Here is a 16360-nt window from a genome sequence, read left to right on the forward strand (position 1 = left end):
AGGTGAGGCCCTCCTTCCCTAGTGGGCGATGGCCAGCTCGGTCTGCTTGTCGAACAGGTGGATCTTGGCGAGGTCCACGGCGCACTTGATCTTGGAGCCCGTGCGGACGGTGCTCGCGGCGGAGAGGTGCGCGGAGATCTGGCCGCCGTCGACGTCGGCGTAGATCATGGCCTCGGAGCCCAGGAGCTCGTAGACCGTGACGTTGGCCGGGAAGGACTCGGAGAGGGTGCGGCCCTCGGCGTACTCGTGCTCCTCGACGACGTCCTCCGGGCGGATGCCCATGATGACGACCTTGCCCACGTAGCCGCCCTTCTTGAGCGCGTCGGCCTTGGGGCCGGTGAGGGTGATGGTGTTGGCGCCGAAGGTGAGGGCCACGCCCGCGCCCTTCTCGCTCACCTGGACGTCGATGAAGTTCATCTGCGGCGAGCCGATGAAGCCGGCGACGAAGAGGTTGCAGGGCTCGTTGTAGAGCTTGGTGGGGGTGTCCACCTGCTGCATGACGCCGTCCTTCATGACGACGATGCGGGTGCCGAGCGTCATGGCCTCGGTCTGGTCGTGCGTGACGTAGATGATCGTGGCGCCGAGGCGGTCGTGGAGCTTGGAGATCTCGGCGCGCATCTGGACGCGGAGCTTGGCGTCGAGGTTGGAGAGGGGCTCGTCCATCAGGTAGACCTTGGGGGCGCGGACGATGGCGCGGCCCATGGCGACGCGCTGGCGCTGGCCGCCGGAGAGGGCGGACGGCTTGCGGTCGAGGAGCTTCTCGAGGTCGAGGATGCGGGCGGCCTCGCGGACGGCCTTGTCGATCTCGTTGGCGTCGACCTTGCGGAGCTTGAGCGGGAAGGCCATGTTCTCGTACACGGTCATGTGCGGGTAGAGGGCGTAGGTCTGGAAGACCATGGCGATGTCGCGGTCCTTGGGCTCGACGTCGTTAACCACGCGACCGTCGATCTTGAGGGTGCCGGAGGTGATGTCCTCGAGGCCGGCGATCATGCGCAGGGTCGTGGACTTGCCGCAGCCGGACGGGCCGACGAAGATGATGAACTCCTTGTCCGCGATCTCGAGGTTGAAGTCCTTCACCCCCTCATAGCCGTTGGGGTACTTCTTCCCAATGTGTTCAAGTGAGAGACTCGCCATTGCGAACCCTTTCTCCCTGCCCGGCCGCCTGCGGGGACGACCCGGGCCCCACCTTACGATGAGCTTATTGTAGGATGCTACTTTTGCGCTAAAATATGTTCTCAATGGTATGTTTTATCTCCTTTTGCGTGTTTTTGCAGGTAGACACTTGCTCATTTCTATTCACAATTAATTCACCGTTTCGCCGAGCGGGGGCGTTTGGCGGGCAAGCGGCAGGTGCGTTTTACAAAACCGCAGGTAAATAGGCATGCGTTCAGTTTCCCTGACCGGGAATCGATTCCAGTTTCGCTAATCTCCACTTATCTTAATGCGCCTTTTTGACGTTTCACGTATATACAGAATGCGTGAAACCATGCATAATACGACATAGGTAAATCTCCGGTGCCGCGCCGAGCACGCCGGGCCAGAAGACAGGGGGCGCCCATGCCCAGCCACGACCTCGAGTTCTCGACGTTCCCGAAGGCCCACTACGTCGACCTCATGCCCTACCAGTACGGGCGGGAGTCCTGCGAGCCTGGCCACGCCTTCGGCCCCGCGCGCCGCAGCCACTTCCTCTTCCACTACATCATCTCGGGGCGCGGCCTGCTCATGTCGACGAGCGAGGCCGGGGCGAAGAGCGACCATAGGCTCGGCGAGGGCGAGGGCTTCCTGATCTTCCCCAACCAGGTGAACACCTACGTCGCCGACCTCGACGACCCCTGGGAGTACATCTGGGTGGAGTTCGACGGCATCCACGTGCGCGACGAGCTCGAGCTCGCGGGGCTCACCGACTCCTCCCCCGTCTACCGCTCGCTCTCGAGCGAGCTGCGCGACCGCATGGTCGAGGAGATGCGCTACCTCGTCGCCAACCGCGACGCCTCGGCCCTGCACCTCATCGGGCACACCTACCTCTTCCTCGACTACCTGCTGCGCTCCGCCGACCGCGTGGCCGAGCAGCCCCCGAGCAAGATCCAGGGGTTCTACATCCGCGAGGCGATCGACTTCGTGAAGGAGTCCTACCAGGACGACATCACCGTCGAGGACATCGCCCGGCGCGCGGGCCTCAACCGGAGCTACTTCGGCAAGGTCTTCAAGCAGGCGACGGGCAAGTCCCCGCAGCAGTACCTCATCGGGTACCGCATGTCCAAGGCGGCCGAGCTCCTCAAGCTCACGGCCCTGCCGGTGAGCGAGGTGGGACGTGCGGTGGGCTACCCCAACCAGCTGCACTTCTCGCGCGCCTTCAAGGGCGCGTACGGCGTCTCCCCGCGCGAGTGGCGCCGCCAGAACGCGCACGTGTGACGCGGCCGCGACCGGCGCGGCCGGCGCGACTTGGCGAGAAGAGCGCAACGGCCCCGCATGGCTAACCGCACCCGCCGGCAGCCTCACGCAAAGCGGCGAAGGGTCCCCTCCCCGCGCTCGAAGGTCCACACGCCCGCAAAGCCCAGCTCCTCGAGCTCGCGGTAGGCCAGGCGCAGGTAGGAGCCCAGGTGCTCCGGCCGGTGGGAGTCCGACCCCACGCTCACCACGGTGCCGCCGAGGTCGCGGTAGAGCTCGAGGACCTGGCGGGAGGGCTGGAAGCCGCCGAGGCCGTAGCGGATGCCCGAAGTGTTGACCTCGATGCCCTTGCCGTCGTCGATCACGCGGCGCAGGATGGCCGCCACGAGGTCGCGCACGCGCTCGAAGGGGTAGTCGCCAAACGGGTCGTAGCGGCGGATGAGGTCCAGATGCCCGAGGACCGTGTAGTCGCGGAAGCACTCCACCACCGCGAGCAGCTCCTCGTAGTAGGCGCGGTTGATCTCCTCCTGGGTGCGGCCGCGCTGGTAGTCCCCGTTCCAGAACTCGCGGTTGTCCACCTGGTGGATGGAGCAGATGACAAAGTCGAGCCGCTCGCCCAGGGTGCGGACGAGCGCGTGGTTCTGCTTGACCGTGGAGGACTGCACGCCAAGCTCAAGGCCCGCGCGCAGGGTTATGCGGTCCCCCAGCTCCTCCCGAACGCGGTCGAGCTCGGTGAGATAGGGCACGTACGGGCAGTTGGTGACCGGATGGCCGTCCTCGAAGCGGGCGCCGTCCGGCTGGTTCCACTCGGGCTTCACGCCGTAGTCGACGTGCTCGGTGAAGCAGACCTCGTCGAGGTTGAGGCGCACCGCGTCGAGCGCCACCTGGCGAAGCGGGTACGTCGAGTCGTCCGAGAACCCGGTGTGGACGTGGTAGTCGGCGAGCATGCGGTCTCCTTTCTCCTGTGAGGCGAGGATACCAGCGCCCGCAGGGGACGCGCGGAGTTTGGACGTTCTTCTCGCCCCCGCGCCCCTCCACCGCCTCGCGGCGAGAAGAACATGCCACGCCGCCTCGCTCAGCGGCCGCCGGTGCAGCCGCCCGTGGCGACGATGCCCTCGTAGTAGGAGAGCCTGCGCGCGAGGTTGGCGTCATAGTCCTCCACGAAGACGCATGCGAAGAGGGCGTCGAGCACGAAGAGCAGCGACATCCCCGTGGCGAAGGGCGAGACCTTGCGCACGTGGTCCTCCTGCGGCGAGAGGGCCAGCTTGACCGTGGCGAAGCGGTCGAGCGGCGTGGAGCCGGCCGAGGCCACCAAAACGACGGGGACGCCGCGACGCGAGAGCAGCTCGGCCGCCGAGGGGGCCACAAACCCGCGGCCGCCGAAGGAGACGATGATCACGACGTCTTCCTCGCTCGCCGAGGAGGCCGCGAGCCGCTGCTCGTACTCGTCCACGGGGGCGCTGACCATGCGGCCGACCTCAGCCATCTGGAAGCGGAAGTTCTGGGCGAAGGCGGCGTTGCCCGCCGTGGCGAGCACGACGACGCGCCTGGCGGAGAGCACGAGGGCCGCCGCGCGGTCGAGCTCGTCTGGGTCGAGCACGTTGGCCGTCGCGGCGAGCGTCTGGGCGAGGTCGCGCTCTATGCCCGCCACCACCTGGCGCCCGCCCTGCCCCGCGCGGACGGGGAAGTTCACGTCCACGCCCGCGTTTTCACCGCGAAACGCCGGGAGCGCGGCGGCGATCCTGACCTTGAGATCGGCGAGGCCGCCGCAGCCGAGCTTCTCGCAGAGCCGGTAGACCGTCGCCTGCGAGACGTGCGCACGGCGGGCGAGCTGCTTGGCGCTCTCCCCCAGGGCAAGCTCCGGATCGGCGAGAAGGACCTCGGCGAGCGAGCGCTCGCCCTCTGAGAGCGTCTCCTCGAGCCGCATGCGCGTGAGCACGTTCATCATCGCCCCCTACTCCAGATAGCGGCCGCGCAGCTCGGCGAGGTCGGCGTCGGTGAGCCCCAGCGCCTCGCGCGCGTAGCCCTCGATGCCGCCGAACTCGCGCATCACCGCGGCCACCGCCGCGCGGATGAAGCGGACGTTTGCGGCCGTGCGCTCGTCGGAGGGGACGTCGGTGTAGAGGTTGGTGGCGAGGTAGTCCTCCTCCATCGTCTCCATGGGCACGCCGAGAAGGGCCTCCACCAGCATGCTCGCCATGCCGCAGCGGTCGCGGCCCACGTGGCAGTGCCACAGGACCGCGCCGTCCGCAGCCTCGAGGACGCAGCGCAGGAAGGTGCGATAGGCCGCGATGCCGGACTCCCCCAGCAGGATGTGCGGGTAGACCAGCTCCATAAAGCGCGCCGGGTCATCCTCGTCCGCGCGGGCGGCCTCGAGCTGGGCGCGCGCCTCGGCGCTCTGCGAGATGCCGGCGATCGCGTTGCGCAGCACGTCGGCATGCACGTAGCGAACGCCCGGCATGCGCTCCATGCGGTCGGGGAACTCGACGAGCTCGTCCTCGCCGCGCAGGTCCACCACGCAGCGCAGGTGATAGTCCTCCATGAGGCGCCGGCAGTCCGCCGAGGTGGCAAAGTAGAGGGTGCCCGAGCGCAGGAGCAGCCCGGGGCGCACGCGGCGGCCGTCCGCGGTGAGAAGGCCGCCCAGGTCGCGCGTGTTGGGCAGGCCCTCGAAGTCAATGAGGCCGTGCTGGGGTCGTGCGTCGCAGTGCGTGGCATCCATCATGTGCGTCCTTTCCGGGTTGCCCGGCGCCACATTATACGAGTCCGCCGTCACGCTCGCGTAAGGGGCCGGGCGTGCGCCATCTGTGACGTCAGGCGGGTCGTCGGCGGCGCGCCCTCCTTGGCATGTTGCGGGATTGCGGGTTGTGGCATTTTTCGGCCGGCCGGCGTCAACGAATTTGGGGTTATGGCACTGAGTGTCCTGCCATAACCCCAAATCCCGCAACATGCCGAGAAGAACAGCCGGTTGACGCCCCACCGCAGCTGCCACAACCCCCAAACGACAACACCCGTAGGCCGGAAACTGCCATGGCCTCGTTTTTGACAACGCACGGGAAGGGGCGGCGGCGCGCGCCCGCGCGAAGCCGGCGAGCCTCCGCCCCCTCCTTCGAGGGCAGCTCCTCCGGCGGCGTCAGACCTCGCCGGTCTCGAGGATGCGCTCGAGCGCGGCCTCGTCCAGCACGGGCACGCCGAGGGACTGGGCCTTGGTGAGCTTGGAGCCCGCCGCCGCGCCCGCCACCACGTAGCTCGTCTTCTTGGAGACCGAGCCCGTGACCTTGGCGCCGAGGGCCTCGAGCGCGGCCTTGGCCTCGTTTCGCTTGAGGCGCTCGAGCGTGCCCGTGAGCACGAAGGTGAGCCCCGCGAGCGTCTGCGGGCGCTCGGGCTCGCGGCGCTCCTCCTCCAGGACCACGCCCGCCTCGCGCAGGCGCTCCACCACGGCCACGTTCTTCTCGATGGAGAAGAACTCGCGCACGCTGGCGGCAATCTTGGGACCGATGCCGTCGACCTGGGCGATGTCCTCCTCGGTGGCGGCGGCGAGCGCCTGCATGCTCCCAAAGTGGGCGGCGAGCTGGCGCGCCACCGCGGCCCCCACGTGGCGGATGCCCAGGCCAAAGAGCACGCGCGCGAGGCCGCGGCCCTTTGACTCCACGACCTGCGCCATGACCTTGGCCGCGATCACGGGACCGATCACGATGTCCGAGCCGTCCACGGCCTGGCGGCCGGTCCAGACCTCGGCGAGCGCGTCCTCGGTGAGCTTGTCGTAGAAGTCGGCGACGTCGGCGAGAAGGCCCTGCTCCACCATGCGGGAGACGATCTCGTCCCCGAGGCCGTCTATGTCCATGGCCGTGCGGCTGCCCCAGTGGATGAGGCGCTCGGTGGCCTGCGCGGGGCAGTCGATGGAGACGCAGCGGTAGGCGACCTCGCCCTCCTCGCGCACGACGGGGCTGCCGCAGGAGGGGCAGGTCTCTGGCATGTGGAACTCGGGCGCGCCCTCGGGGCGCAGCTCCAGCACGGGGCCCACGACCTCGGGGATGACGTCGCCGGCCTTGTGGACCACAATCGTGTCGCCCACGCGGACGTTCTTGCGCGCGATCTCGTCCACGTTGTGGAGCGTCGCGCGGGCGATCGTGGAGCCGGCCACGGTCACGGGGTCGAACTCGGCGACGGGCGTGAGCACGCCGGTGCGGCCCACCTGCACGCGAATCTCGCGCAGGACGGTGCGCCTCTCCTCCGGCGGGAACTTGAATGCGATGGCCCAGCGCGGGGCGCGCGCCGTGAAGCCGAGCGCCTCCTGCTGCGCGAAGGAGTCCACCTTCACGACCACGCCGTCGATGTCGTAGTCGAGGTCATCGCGGTGCGCGAGGGCGCGCTCGCAGTAGGCGCGCACCTCGGCGGCAGAGGTGCAGCACTTGAAGTGCGGGTTCACGGAGAAGCCGCAGTCGCGCAGCCACTGGAGGAAGTCGTGCTGGGTGTGGACGTCGATGGGCGCCTCGTCGGCCACGGCGTAGATGAAGGTCTCGAGGTCGCGATGGGCCGTAACCTTGGGGTCCTTCTGGCGAAGGCTGCCCGCGGCGGCGTTTCTCGGGTTGGCGAAGGGCGCGGTGCCCGCAGCGTCCGCGTCCTCGTTCAGGCGCTGGAAGCTGTGGCGCGGCATGTAGACCTCGCCGCGGACCTCGACGGAGCGGCCGAGACCGCCGTCGGCCAGGCGCGCGAGGCCGGCGGGGGCCAGGGCGCGCGGAATGTCGCCGATCGTGAGGACGTTGGCCGTGACGTTCTCGCCCGTCGTGCCGTCGCCGCGCGTGGCGGCGCGCACGAACTGGGCGTCGCGGTACGTGAGCGCCACGCCGAGGCCGTCGATCTTGAGCTCGCAGGTGTAGGCCACCGGCCGCTCCGGCGTGGCACCGAGCGCCTCGTCCGTGCGGGCGAGCCACTCGTCCAGCTCGGCGAGGTCCATGGCGTCGTCCATCGAGTACATGCGCGCGGCATGCGTCACCGGCTCGAACTGCTCGGAGACGTAGCCGCCCACGCGCTGCGTGTAGGACTCGGGGCCCGCGAGCTCGGGGTGCGCGGCCTCCAGGGCGAGAAGCTCCTGAAGCAGCCGGTCGAACGCGGCGTCGGTCATCTCGGGGTCGTCAAGCGCGTAGTAGGCGTAGGCGGCGTGGCTGAGGATGCGGTTGAGCTCGGCGTGGCGGGCGCGCGGAGTCGTCGCCGGCTCCGCGGCCGCCGCGGGCCCCGTCGAGGCGCCATCCCCGAAGAGCGACGTCTGGACCTGCACGTTCTTCTCGTCTGCCATGCGTTTCCCTCCTGCGGGCACCGGGTTTCTCGGCCCTCAATGGTAGCGCAGGGAGCAGTTGGCGCGGCGCGAATCCCGGGAGACCGGACAACCTGGGGGCTGGGGCCACCCCCTGCCCCGCAGCCCGCTTCAAGAGTGCCAAAAATGCCGTGAAGTGCACCGCGCCGGCAGCGTACGTGGCGGTATATCATCTATAAAATCATTCTGACCTGCGCTTTCTCTTGCGCCGGCAGCGCATCGGAAAGCACCTCGGGCAAAATCCGGTGCACTTCATGGGAAATATGGCAGCTTCCTTTGGAACGAGAGCTCCCGACCAGGCGCCGGGCGCGCCCGGCCCCGGGCAACCGGGATCGGGCGCACGCGACCTGCCAATTGGGGACGTGTTTTTTCTTGCAAATGATTTGGAACAGGTTATGGGCCAGGGGGGCAGCCCCCTTTCCCTCACAAAGAGCGATGATGCGCCCCGGGCCGTCCGGAGGGCGACGGCCCGGGGCGGGCGCGAGGCGGGCGTGGTCCGGCCAAGCGCTACAGCTCGGCCCCGTTGGTCTCGATCACGTGCCGGTACCAGGCAAAGCTGTCCTTGGGGATGCGCGCGAGCGAGCGGATGTCGTCCTCGCCGCGGTCCACGTAGACAAAGCCATAGCGCTTGTTGTAGCCCTGGTGCGTGCTCACCAAGTCCATGAAGCTCCACGGGCAGTAGCCGATGAGGTCCACGCCGTCGCTCAGCGCCAGCCGGGCCTGCTCGAAGTGGCGGCGCAGGTAGTCGATGCGGTACGGGTCGTGCACGTGGCCGTCGGCCGTGAGCTCGTCGCGCGCGCCGAGGCCGTTCTCGGTGATGAGAATCGGCAGCCCGTAGCGGCTCGCCACGCGGCGCAGCGTAGTGCGCATGCCCACCGGGTCGATGATCCAGCCGTACTCGGTTGCCGTGAGGTGCTCGTTGGCCGCCGAGCGATACACGCCCTCCTCGCCCAGCATGACCTGCTGGTCGCCGGCACGCGGCGCGCAGTCGGTGCCGTCGTTGCGCGCGGCCGCGACGGTCGCGGTGGCGTAGTAGTTCACGCCCAGGTAGTCCGGCTTTGCCGCAGAGAGAAGCTCCGCGTCGCCGGGGGCGAACTCCGGAGCCACCCCCTTCTCGACCATGTACGCCCACGCGATGGGGTTGTAGCGGCCAAAGCACGCCACGTCGAGATAGTTCCAGCAGCGGATGGACTCCCAGTTGTCAGCCGCCACCACGTCCGCCGGGTCGCACGTGGCAGGATAGATGGCCGTGATGTTGGGCGCAGGGCCGATCTTGGCGTCCGGCCACATCTGGTGAAGCAGCAGCGTGGCCTTGGCGCTCGCCACGAACATGTTGTGGCTCTGCTGGTAGAGGCTCTTCTTCTCCGGCAGCACGCCCATCGCCGCGGGATACATCGCGTTGGGGTGGATCACCATGACGTTCTGCTCGTTGATGGTGAGCCAGTGCTTCACGCGGTCGCCGTAGCGCTCGAAGATCAGGCGCGCGTAGCGCTCGAAGGCGTCGACGGACTCGCGGCTGGCCCAGCCCCCGCGCTCGTGCACCGCGAGCGGCAGGTCAAAGTGGAACATCGTGGCCACCGGCGTGATGCCGTGCGCCACCAGGGCATCGATCAGGCGGTCGTAGAACGCGAGGCCCGCCTCGTTGGGCTCGCCAAATCCGTCCGGCACCACGCGCGCCCAGCTGATGGAGAAGCGATACGCCTTGAGGCCCAGCTCGGCCATGAGGGCCACGTCCTCCCCCACGTGATGGTAGTGGTCGCTCGCGACCTTGAAGTCCGTGACGCCGGCGGGCGGCTCATGCAGGTCCTGCAGGCTCATGCCCTTGCCGTCCTCGTCCCACGCGCCCTCGACCTGGTAGGCTGAGGTTGAGGCACCCCAGAGAAAGCCCTCAGGGAACGGCTTGAGGTCCTTGTAGAACATGGTTGCTCCTTTTCTGCGGCGCCCCGCCCGGGGACGGGGCGCCTCTTGGCGAGAAGAACGGTGGCTCAAAGGGGGTCGCCCCCTTTGAATCAGACCGTAAGGTCCAGAAGCTCGTCGCCAACGGCGACGGTACCGGAGGCCGTCGTGGCAATGGCGGAGAAGTCCGGCGTGTTGGTCACGATGACCATGGTCTCCGTCGAAAGTCCGGCTGCCTCGATCTGCGTCAGGTCGACGTCCATGAGCGGCTGGCCCGCGCTCACGCGGTCGCCGGGGGCCACGTGCGCCGTGAAGGGCCTGCCGCCGAGGTTCACCGTGTCGATGCCGATATGGATGAGAATCTCGGCGCCCTGGTCGGAGACGAGGCCCACGGCGTGGCCGGTGTCCGCGACGAGGCTCACGGTACCGGCGCAGGGCGAGACGAGCGCACCATCCGCGGGCACGACCACGCAGCCGTCGCCCATGCCCTTGCCGGCGAAGATCGGGTCGGAGCAGCTCTCCATGGGGAGCACCTCGCCGGCGATCGGCGCCACGAGCGTGCCGCTGGCGAGCGCGGGCGCCGGGGCCGGCTCGGCGGAGGCGGTCGGCTCGGGGAGCCCGCCCTTCTCAGCGGCGGGCTCGTCATCCCTCTCGAAGCGACCAAAGAGCACGAAGGTAAGCCCGCCGGAGACCACCACGGCGATGACCATGGCAATGATGATGTTGATCAGGTGCTGCATGGTGCCGTCGCCGATGTAGAGCAGGACCGCGGGAAGGCCGCCGGAGCCGGTGGCAAAGCGGTGGGTCTGCGTGAGACCGGCATAGAGGCCGCCGCACGCGCCGCCGATCATCGCAGCCACGAGCGGGTACTTCTTGGGCAGGTTGGTGCCGTAGAGGATGGGCTCGGTGATGCCCATGAAGGCGGTGATGGCACCGGGCATTGCCACCTTGCGGTCCTTCTTGGAGCGAAGCGCCACCACGAGACCGGCCGAGGCCTGGGCCATGTTGGAGACGATGTTGCCGGGGCCCCAGATGGAGTCGTAGCCGAGGTCGGCCATCTGGATGGGGCCGAGCGGGGCGATGCCGTTGTGAATGCCAAACATGACCATCACCGGGCAGAGGCCGCCGATGAGCACGGCCGGGACCCACGCGGCGTTCTCGGCAAGGAACGTGAAGAAGATGGAGAGCCACTCGCCCACGATATAGCCGATGGGGCCGAGAACGGAGAAGGCCAGCGTGCCCATGACCAGGAACGTGAGCATGGGGACGAAGACGAGGTTCACCGACGCGGGGACATGCCTGTTGAGCCACTTCTCCACGAAGGACTGGACGAACACGACCAGGATGATGGGGATGACGCTGGAGCCGTAGGAGGCCAGCGTGAATGGGATGACCTCAAAGAAGCTCACCGGCTCGGCCGCGGAGACAAACGCGCTCCAGCTGGGATGAAGCAGCATCGCGGCCACGCCGGCGGCGAGAACCGGGTTGCACTTGAGCTTCTGGGCCTCGGTGAAGGCGAGCAGGATCGGCAGGAAGTAGAACACGCCATCCGCAAAGATGTTGAGCATCTGGTAGGTCTGCGAGTCCGTGCTGATGAGCTCGAAGGTGGTGAGCAGCGCCATCACGGCCTTGACCATGCCGGCACCGGAGAGGGCCGGGATGATGGGCTGGAACGTTCCGGCAACGAAGTCGATCACCCGGTCGAAGGCGCCCTTCTTCTCCGCAGGGGCTTCGGCGTCCTTCTCGCCCGTGTCGACGAGCTTCTCAACCTCCTCGAAGACGTCGGCGACGTGCGGGCCGATGCACACCTGGAACTGGCCCGCCCCGTGGATGACGCCCACGACGCCGTCGTGCGCCTTGATGGCCTCCTCGTCGGCCTTGCCCTCGTCGGCGAGGGTGAAGCGCAGGCGCGTCTGGCAGTGGTACGCCTGCGTCACGTTCTCCTTCCCACCCACGAGCCGCACGATGTCTCGCGCCAGCCCCTCGTACTTCTTGGACATGGTCCCTCCTTGCAATCGTGGCGCGACCCGTGCCGCACCGTGTTGAGGGAGACAATAAAAGCGCTGGTAAATGGGCTCAATAGTTTCCGGAGACGATGGAACGAGGTTTCGCGGCGAGAAGGGCGGGCGGCCCGGAACGTGAAACGGGATGAAACTTTGCCGCTCGCCAGGACGGGACGTCGGCGAGCGGCGGGACGTCTCAGCGCCGCTCCGAGATCTCCTTGAGGACGGCAAGGCGCTCCTCCTCGAGCGCGTGGCCGCCGACGAGCTTGGTCTGGAGGTTCTTCTCGTACTCACGGGCAAAGTAGCAGGAGAACAGGACGTTCAGGAGATAGCTCACCGACTCTTCCGTGGAGAAGTTGGCGATCTTTGAGTACAGCCGCTCGCGCGAGGCGATGGTGAGTACGCACGGGACGGTCTTGCGCAGGTAGTTGTTGCCGCCGCTCGTGAGCACGATGAGCCGCACGCGGTTGGCAATCATTGCCCCGACCTGCGCCATGGGGTTGGCGTCGGCGTTGTTGCCCGAGTAGGAGATGATGATCGCGCAGTCGTCCGGGCCAAGGCTGCGCGCCACGATGCCCATCTCCCCGGGGCTCACCGCCGTCGCCTGCCTGCCGATGGCGAGGAGCTTGCGGCAGAAGGACTCGCCGCAGTAGTGATTGGGCGTGCGCCCGAAGACCCATACGCGCCCGGCTCGCTGGAGATGGCGCACGGCCATGGCAAGCATCCCGCGATCGAGCTGCGCGTAGGTGGCGGCCACGGACTCGGCCATGAGGTTGCCGATGTTCTCGAGGATGCGCGCGTCCGAGTCCTGCGCCGTGAACGGGAAGTTCACGTCCACGTCAGCCGCGTGCTGGCGCTCGAAGGCGTCCTCGCGCACGAACTCGCGGATGAAGTCGCGCCAGCCGTCGAAGCCGAGCGCCTTGGCAAAGCGCGTGACGGAGGCCTTTGAGGTGTAGGTCTCGCGTGCGACGTCGGCGATCGTGAGCTCGGGGAGCCGGGCATGCTCGCGCAGCGCGTACTCGGCGAGCGTCCGGCGCGAGTCGTCATAGGTGGCGGCGACTTCCTCGATACGATGGACGAGATACATGGGGACTCGCTTTCGTGGGTCAGCCCATGAGCGCCATGAGCACGGGGACGATGACGAACGACGCGATGGTGGAGACGATGGTGCCCTGGGAGAGCAGCTCGCCGGGACGGCCGTACGCGGAGGCGATCGCCGCCGCCATCGAACCTGTGGGCATGGCAAGCATCACGATGAAGACCCCAAGCGAGAGCGGGTCCGGCACCATCGGGACAAGCAGCAGATAACACGCTGCAGGCACGAGCAGAAAGCGTATGGCCGAGAAGCCCCAGAGGCGCCCGTTGCCCAGAACCCGCCGCAGGTCGGCCTCGGCGATGGCGAGGCCGACGAGCATCATGGCCAGGGGTGACGTCGCGCCGCCCACCATGTCGACGGCCTGGGCCACCGGGCCGGGCAGCGACACGCCCGAGAAGAACACGACAAGCGCAATGACGCTCGCGACCATGGGGACGTTGAGGACGTTCCTGAGCATGCCCGCCAGGCGAGAAGAGCGCGCGGAGGCCACGTTCTTCTCGCCGTTCTTCTCGACGTTCTTCTCGCCGCCTGAGGTCAGGACCCCGACGCCGATGCTGTAGAGGAAGACGTTGGAGACCGCGATGAAGATGCTCCCGAGAAACACCGACCCGCCCCCAAAGAGCGACTCGAGCACGGCAAAGCCGATGAAGCCGGTGTTGGTGAGGACCCCCATGAAGAGGTAGAGCGGCCGCTCGTCACGTGGCACCCGCAACGCGAGGCACGCCAGCGCGGCCGCGGCGAGCATCACGAAGAAGATCGCCGCGCCAAGGACGAACGACCAGGTGATCTGCTCGGTACCCGCCGAGCTGTCGACCTCGCCCACCGACGCCAGAATCGTGCACGGCAGGGTCACGTTGAAGATGAGCGCCGAGAGCTTGGGGCGCACCTCCGAGGTGAGAAAGCCCGCTCGTGCCGCAGCGTAGCCGATGAGCGTCACGAGCACGAGCGAGCCCATGCTCCCGATGACGGCGAGGGTGTCCATGCGCGGCCGGCCTACTTTGCGTTGGGGTTCGTGGTGCCCGCGAGGGGCCTCTCGCCGGGGCGGGCCGCCGGGCCCACGAGCTCGTGCGCCACGTAGGGCTCCTCGAGGTAGGCGACCTCGCCTGCCGTGAGTGTCACGTCGAGCGCGGCGACCGCGTCGTCCACGCGCCCGGGCTTGGAGCAGCCCACGATGGGCGCCTCCACGCCGCGCGCCCAGTGCCAGGCGAGCGCGATGCGCGACATGGGGACGCCGCGGCGCTCTGCCAGCTCGGCCACGCGCGCGACGATGGGCATGTCGCGCTCGCGGTCAGCGTCATACTTGTTGCGCATCGTGGCGTCGGTCGTCGAGCGCTTGGACGCGGAGTCCCACGTGGGGCGGCACAGGTGCCCGGACGCGAGTGGGCTGTAGGGCGTGAGCGCCATGCCGAACTGGCGGCAGACGGGGATCATCTCGCGCTCGTCCTCGCGGTAGAGCAGGTTGTAGTGGCACTGCATGCTCGCGAACGGGGTCCAGCCGTTCTGGACGGCCGCGACCTGCATGTTGTGGAGCTGGTAGGCGTACATCGCGCTCGCGCCGAGGGCGCGCACCTTGCCCGCGCGCACGAGGGCGTCGAGCGCCTCCATGGTCTCCTCGATTGGCGTCTCATAGTCGAAGCGGTGGATGATGTAGAGGTCCAGGTAGTCCGTACCCAGGTGCGCGAGCGTGCCGTCAATCTCACGGTTGATCGCCTCGCGCGAGAGCCCTCCCTCGTTGAAGAAGACCTTGCTGGCGAGAACCACCTGGTCGCGCGGCACGCCCAGCTCGCGTAGGGCGGCACCGATGTACTCCTCGCTCGTGCCGTGCGCATAGCAGTTGGCCGTGTCGATGAAGTTCACGCCCAGCTCGAGCGCGCGGGCAATCACCGCGCGCGTCTCGTCCGGGCCGATCGTCCACTGGTGGAAGTCCGCCGAGGGCGCGCCGAAGCTCATGCCGCCGAGGCACAGCCGCGGAATCCGGATGCCGGAGTGTCCGAGCGTCGTGTAGGTCATGTCTGCCATAGAGCTCACCTACGCCGGGTACTGCTCGTCGGTGACGGGCTCAAGCCACTCGTTCGTGCAGTTCTCGCCCGGCGCCTCGAAGGCGATGTGGGAGAACCAGGAGTCGCGCGCGGCGCCGTGCCAGTGCTTCACGCCGGCGGGGATAACCACGACGGTGCCCGGCGTGAGCTCCTGCGGGTCCTTGCCCCACTCCTGGTACCAGCCGCGGCCGTCCGTGCAGATGAGAATCTGCCCGCCGCCCTTGTCGGCGTGGTGGATGTGCCAGTTGTTGCGGCAGCCCGGCTCGAAGGTGACGTTGGCAAGCCCCACGCCGCACTCCGCGGCATTGGTCAGAGGCTTAAGGTACGAGTTGCCGATGAAGTACTGGGCGTACGCGTCATTGGGGTTGCCCAGGCCGAACATCGGGGTGAAGTCGTTCTTCTCGCTCATAGTTTCTCCTTTGCTGGGCGCGCAAAAGTGCCTGTCACTTTTGCGCGGCGTTGTCGATGCAGGTGAGGGCGTTCAGGCTGCGCGGGTAGCCGATGTAGGGCAGGATCTGCATGACCACGCGATACAGGAAGTCCTTCGCGCGCCCGAGGTTGAGGTTGGCCCCGGCGTGCGCGGTGGCCTGCGGCTCGCAGCCGCCCTGCGCCACGAGATAGCAGAACGTGACCATCTCACGGTCCAGGTCCGAAAGACCGCCGCGCGTGTAGTAGTCGCCGAAGCAGTTCTCCGCGAGCCAGCGGTTCACCGTCGCGCGCTCGGCGGGGCCGGTCTTCCAGCTCTCGCGCATGTGCCCGCCAAAGTAGTCGACCTGCTTCTGGTTGCCGGCGGCACCGCGGGTCTCCAGTGTCGTGGTGCCCTGCGCGGGCAGCGGGAGCCCCACGCCCCTCTCGGCAAAGACCTCGTTCATGGCCGAGAAGAACGGGCGGGTCCGGCCGATGCCCAGGTACGCCGTGCCCTGGTAGACGACCTCGCGGGCCTCGACGGGGGTCACGGCCTCGGCGTCGAGCGCCTCGGCCAGCGTGGCGCGGAACTGCTCTGCGCCCTGGCAGCCGAGAAGCGCCGCCAGAACCGCGAGGTAGCGCTCGCGCGCCGGAAGCTCGGCCGCGGGCTCGCCGGGGACCTCCTCGCCCGCGAAGTACGCGAGGCGCTCCGCGAACTCCGGGTCCGTCGGCGCCAGCTGCGCCATGCCGCAGGCCAGCGCGCCCGCGCCTTTCGTGCCTGCCGTGTCTGTCATGGCTGCTCCTCTCTCAGTCGCTTATTTGCTCGAATCAATGCGAACGTCGTGGGTTCCCGAGAGGTCGCGCAGCGCGTCGAGCGGGCCCGCCGCGCGGCCCAGCGTGACCTGGCCGCCGTAGCGCGCGGAGTTCTCCTCGTCATCGAAGAAGAGCGCGAGCCAGTCGCCCTCGGGCTTGTAGTTGAGGTCTCCGTCGCACCAGCCGGGGTGAACGTCGGTGGCGGGATGCGGCAGCGAGAAGGGCAGCTGGCCGCAGCACCCCACGCTCGAGACGCTCATGGGGAGCTCCAGCGGCAGACGGGCGACAAGCGCGCGCGAGGCGGCGGATCCGTCCAGCTCAACCGGCACGGCAACCTCGCCTATCCGCAGCTCAACCCTCACGTCCGCCTCCCGCGTGCAAAAGTTCCTGCCCCCTTTACACATTCTCC

At 68.0% G+C, this 16360-nt stretch carries 14 protein-coding genes; 1 reads left to right on the forward strand and 13 read right to left on the reverse strand.

All coding sequences use genetic code 11. The features are described 5' to 3' along the window. Positions 1 to 18: 18 nt before the first annotated feature. The gene (locus H6A23_RS03005) at positions 19 to 1134 is read right to left on the reverse strand and encodes an ABC transporter ATP-binding protein (RefSeq protein ID WP_204830720.1); all 1116 of its coding nucleotides are present in this window, start codon (positions 1132 to 1134) and stop codon (positions 19 to 21) included. A gap of 423 nt (positions 1135 to 1557) precedes the next feature. On the opposite strand from H6A23_RS03005, the gene H6A23_RS03010 reads away from it, so the two are divergent. Further along, the gene (locus tag H6A23_RS03010; protein ID WP_204830721.1) at positions 1558 to 2412 is read left to right on the forward strand and encodes an AraC family transcriptional regulator; all 855 of its coding nucleotides are present in this window, start codon (positions 1558 to 1560) and stop codon (positions 2410 to 2412) included. A gap of 83 nt (positions 2413 to 2495) precedes the next feature. Here the strand turns inward: H6A23_RS03010 and H6A23_RS03015 are convergent, their stop codons facing one another. The 12 genes from H6A23_RS03015 to H6A23_RS03070 all read right to left on the reverse strand — a co-directional run bounded on the left by H6A23_RS03015 (position 2496) and on the right by H6A23_RS03070 (position 16313). Then, positions 2496 to 3335: a histidinol-phosphatase HisJ family protein gene (locus tag H6A23_RS03015; protein WP_204830722.1), complete on the reverse strand. Its 840-nt coding sequence runs from the start codon at positions 3333 to 3335 to the stop codon at positions 2496 to 2498. Positions 3336 to 3463: 128 nt separating this feature from the next. Next, positions 3464 to 4333: a MurR/RpiR family transcriptional regulator gene (locus H6A23_RS03020; protein ID WP_204830723.1), complete on the reverse strand. Its 870-nt coding sequence runs from the start codon at positions 4331 to 4333 to the stop codon at positions 3464 to 3466. Positions 4334 to 4342: 9 nt separating this feature from the next. Beyond that, positions 4343 to 5110 carry a tyrosine-protein phosphatase gene (locus tag H6A23_RS03025; RefSeq protein ID WP_204830724.1) on the reverse strand — a complete coding sequence of 256 codons (768 nt, stop codon included), beginning with the start codon at positions 5108 to 5110 and terminating at the stop codon, positions 4343 to 4345. A 408-nt stretch (positions 5111 to 5518) separates the two neighbouring features. After that, a complete protein-coding gene (ligA, locus tag H6A23_RS03030; RefSeq protein ID WP_204830725.1) occupies positions 5519 to 7681 on the reverse strand; it encodes an NAD-dependent DNA ligase LigA in 2163 nt (720 codons plus the stop codon). 525 nt (positions 7682 to 8206) lie between these two features. Further along, positions 8207 to 9619, reverse strand: coding sequence for a glycoside hydrolase family 1 protein (locus H6A23_RS03035; protein WP_204830726.1), 1413 nt, complete (start codon positions 9617 to 9619; stop codon positions 8207 to 8209). Positions 9620 to 9708: 89 nt separating this feature from the next. After that, entirely contained in the window at positions 9709 to 11595 is a 1887-nt protein-coding gene (locus H6A23_RS03040) for a beta-glucoside-specific PTS transporter subunit IIABC (RefSeq protein ID WP_204830727.1), read from the reverse strand. A 199-nt stretch (positions 11596 to 11794) separates the two neighbouring features. Beyond that, a complete protein-coding gene (locus H6A23_RS03045; protein ID WP_204830728.1) occupies positions 11795 to 12685 on the reverse strand; it encodes a MurR/RpiR family transcriptional regulator in 891 nt (296 codons plus the stop codon). Between the two features lie 19 nt (positions 12686 to 12704). After that, complete coding sequence (locus tag H6A23_RS03050; protein WP_204830729.1) at positions 12705 to 13676, reverse strand: AEC family transporter; 972 nt, start codon at positions 13674 to 13676, stop codon at positions 12705 to 12707. 11 nt (positions 13677 to 13687) lie between these two features. Continuing rightward, positions 13688 to 14713, reverse strand: a complete 1026-nt coding sequence (locus H6A23_RS03055) for an aldo/keto reductase (protein ID WP_286165768.1) — start codon at positions 14711 to 14713, stop codon at positions 13688 to 13690. Between the two features lie 9 nt (positions 14714 to 14722). Next, positions 14723 to 15142, reverse strand: a complete 420-nt coding sequence (locus tag H6A23_RS03060) for a cupin domain-containing protein (RefSeq protein ID WP_204830730.1) — start codon at positions 15140 to 15142, stop codon at positions 14723 to 14725. A 34-nt stretch (positions 15143 to 15176) separates the two neighbouring features. Next, positions 15177 to 15932, reverse strand: a complete 756-nt coding sequence (locus H6A23_RS03065) for a carboxymuconolactone decarboxylase family protein (RefSeq protein ID WP_286165769.1) — start codon at positions 15930 to 15932, stop codon at positions 15177 to 15179. Between the two features lie 21 nt (positions 15933 to 15953). Beyond that, positions 15954 to 16313, reverse strand: coding sequence for a cyclophilin-like fold protein (locus H6A23_RS03070; RefSeq protein ID WP_204830731.1), 360 nt, complete (start codon positions 16311 to 16313; stop codon positions 15954 to 15956). Positions 16314 to 16360: the final 47 nt, after the last annotated feature.

The organism is Olsenella uli, from assembly GCF_016900775.1.
Classification (GTDB): Bacteria; Actinomycetota; Coriobacteriia; order Coriobacteriales; family Atopobiaceae; genus Thermophilibacter; species Thermophilibacter uli_A.

Coding starts and splice junctions, on each gene's coding strand:
- H6A23_RS03005 (WP_204830720.1), bottom strand. CDS start 1,134: ATGGCGAGTCTCTCACTTGAACACATTGGGAAGAAGTACCCCAACGGC.
- H6A23_RS03010 (WP_204830721.1), top strand. CDS start 1,558: ATGCCCAGCCACGACCTCGAGTTCTCGACGTTCCCGAAGGCCCACTAC.
- H6A23_RS03015 (WP_204830722.1), bottom strand. CDS start 3,335: ATGCTCGCCGACTACCACGTCCACACCGGGTTCTCGGACGACTCGACG.
- H6A23_RS03020 (WP_204830723.1), bottom strand. CDS start 4,333: ATGAACGTGCTCACGCGCATGCGGCTCGAGGAGACGCTCTCAGAGGGC.
- H6A23_RS03025 (WP_204830724.1), bottom strand. CDS start 5,110: ATGATGGATGCCACGCACTGCGACGCACGACCCCAGCACGGCCTCATT.
- ligA (WP_204830725.1), bottom strand. CDS start 7,681: ATGGCAGACGAGAAGAACGTGCAGGTCCAGACGTCGCTCTTCGGGGAT.
- H6A23_RS03035 (WP_204830726.1), bottom strand. CDS start 9,619: ATGTTCTACAAGGACCTCAAGCCGTTCCCTGAGGGCTTTCTCTGGGGT.
- H6A23_RS03040 (WP_204830727.1), bottom strand. CDS start 11,595: ATGTCCAAGAAGTACGAGGGGCTGGCGCGAGACATCGTGCGGCTCGTG.
- H6A23_RS03045 (WP_204830728.1), bottom strand. CDS start 12,685: ATGTATCTCGTCCATCGTATCGAGGAAGTCGCCGCCACCTATGACGAC.
- H6A23_RS03050 (WP_204830729.1), bottom strand. CDS start 13,676: ATGGACACCCTCGCCGTCATCGGGAGCATGGGCTCGCTCGTGCTCGTG.
- H6A23_RS03055 (WP_286165768.1), bottom strand. CDS start 14,713: ATGGCAGACATGACCTACACGACGCTCGGACACTCCGGCATCCGGATT.
- H6A23_RS03060 (WP_204830730.1), bottom strand. CDS start 15,142: ATGAGCGAGAAGAACGACTTCACCCCGATGTTCGGCCTGGGCAACCCC.
- H6A23_RS03065 (WP_286165769.1), bottom strand. CDS start 15,932: ATGACAGACACGGCAGGCACGAAAGGCGCGGGCGCGCTGGCCTGCGGC.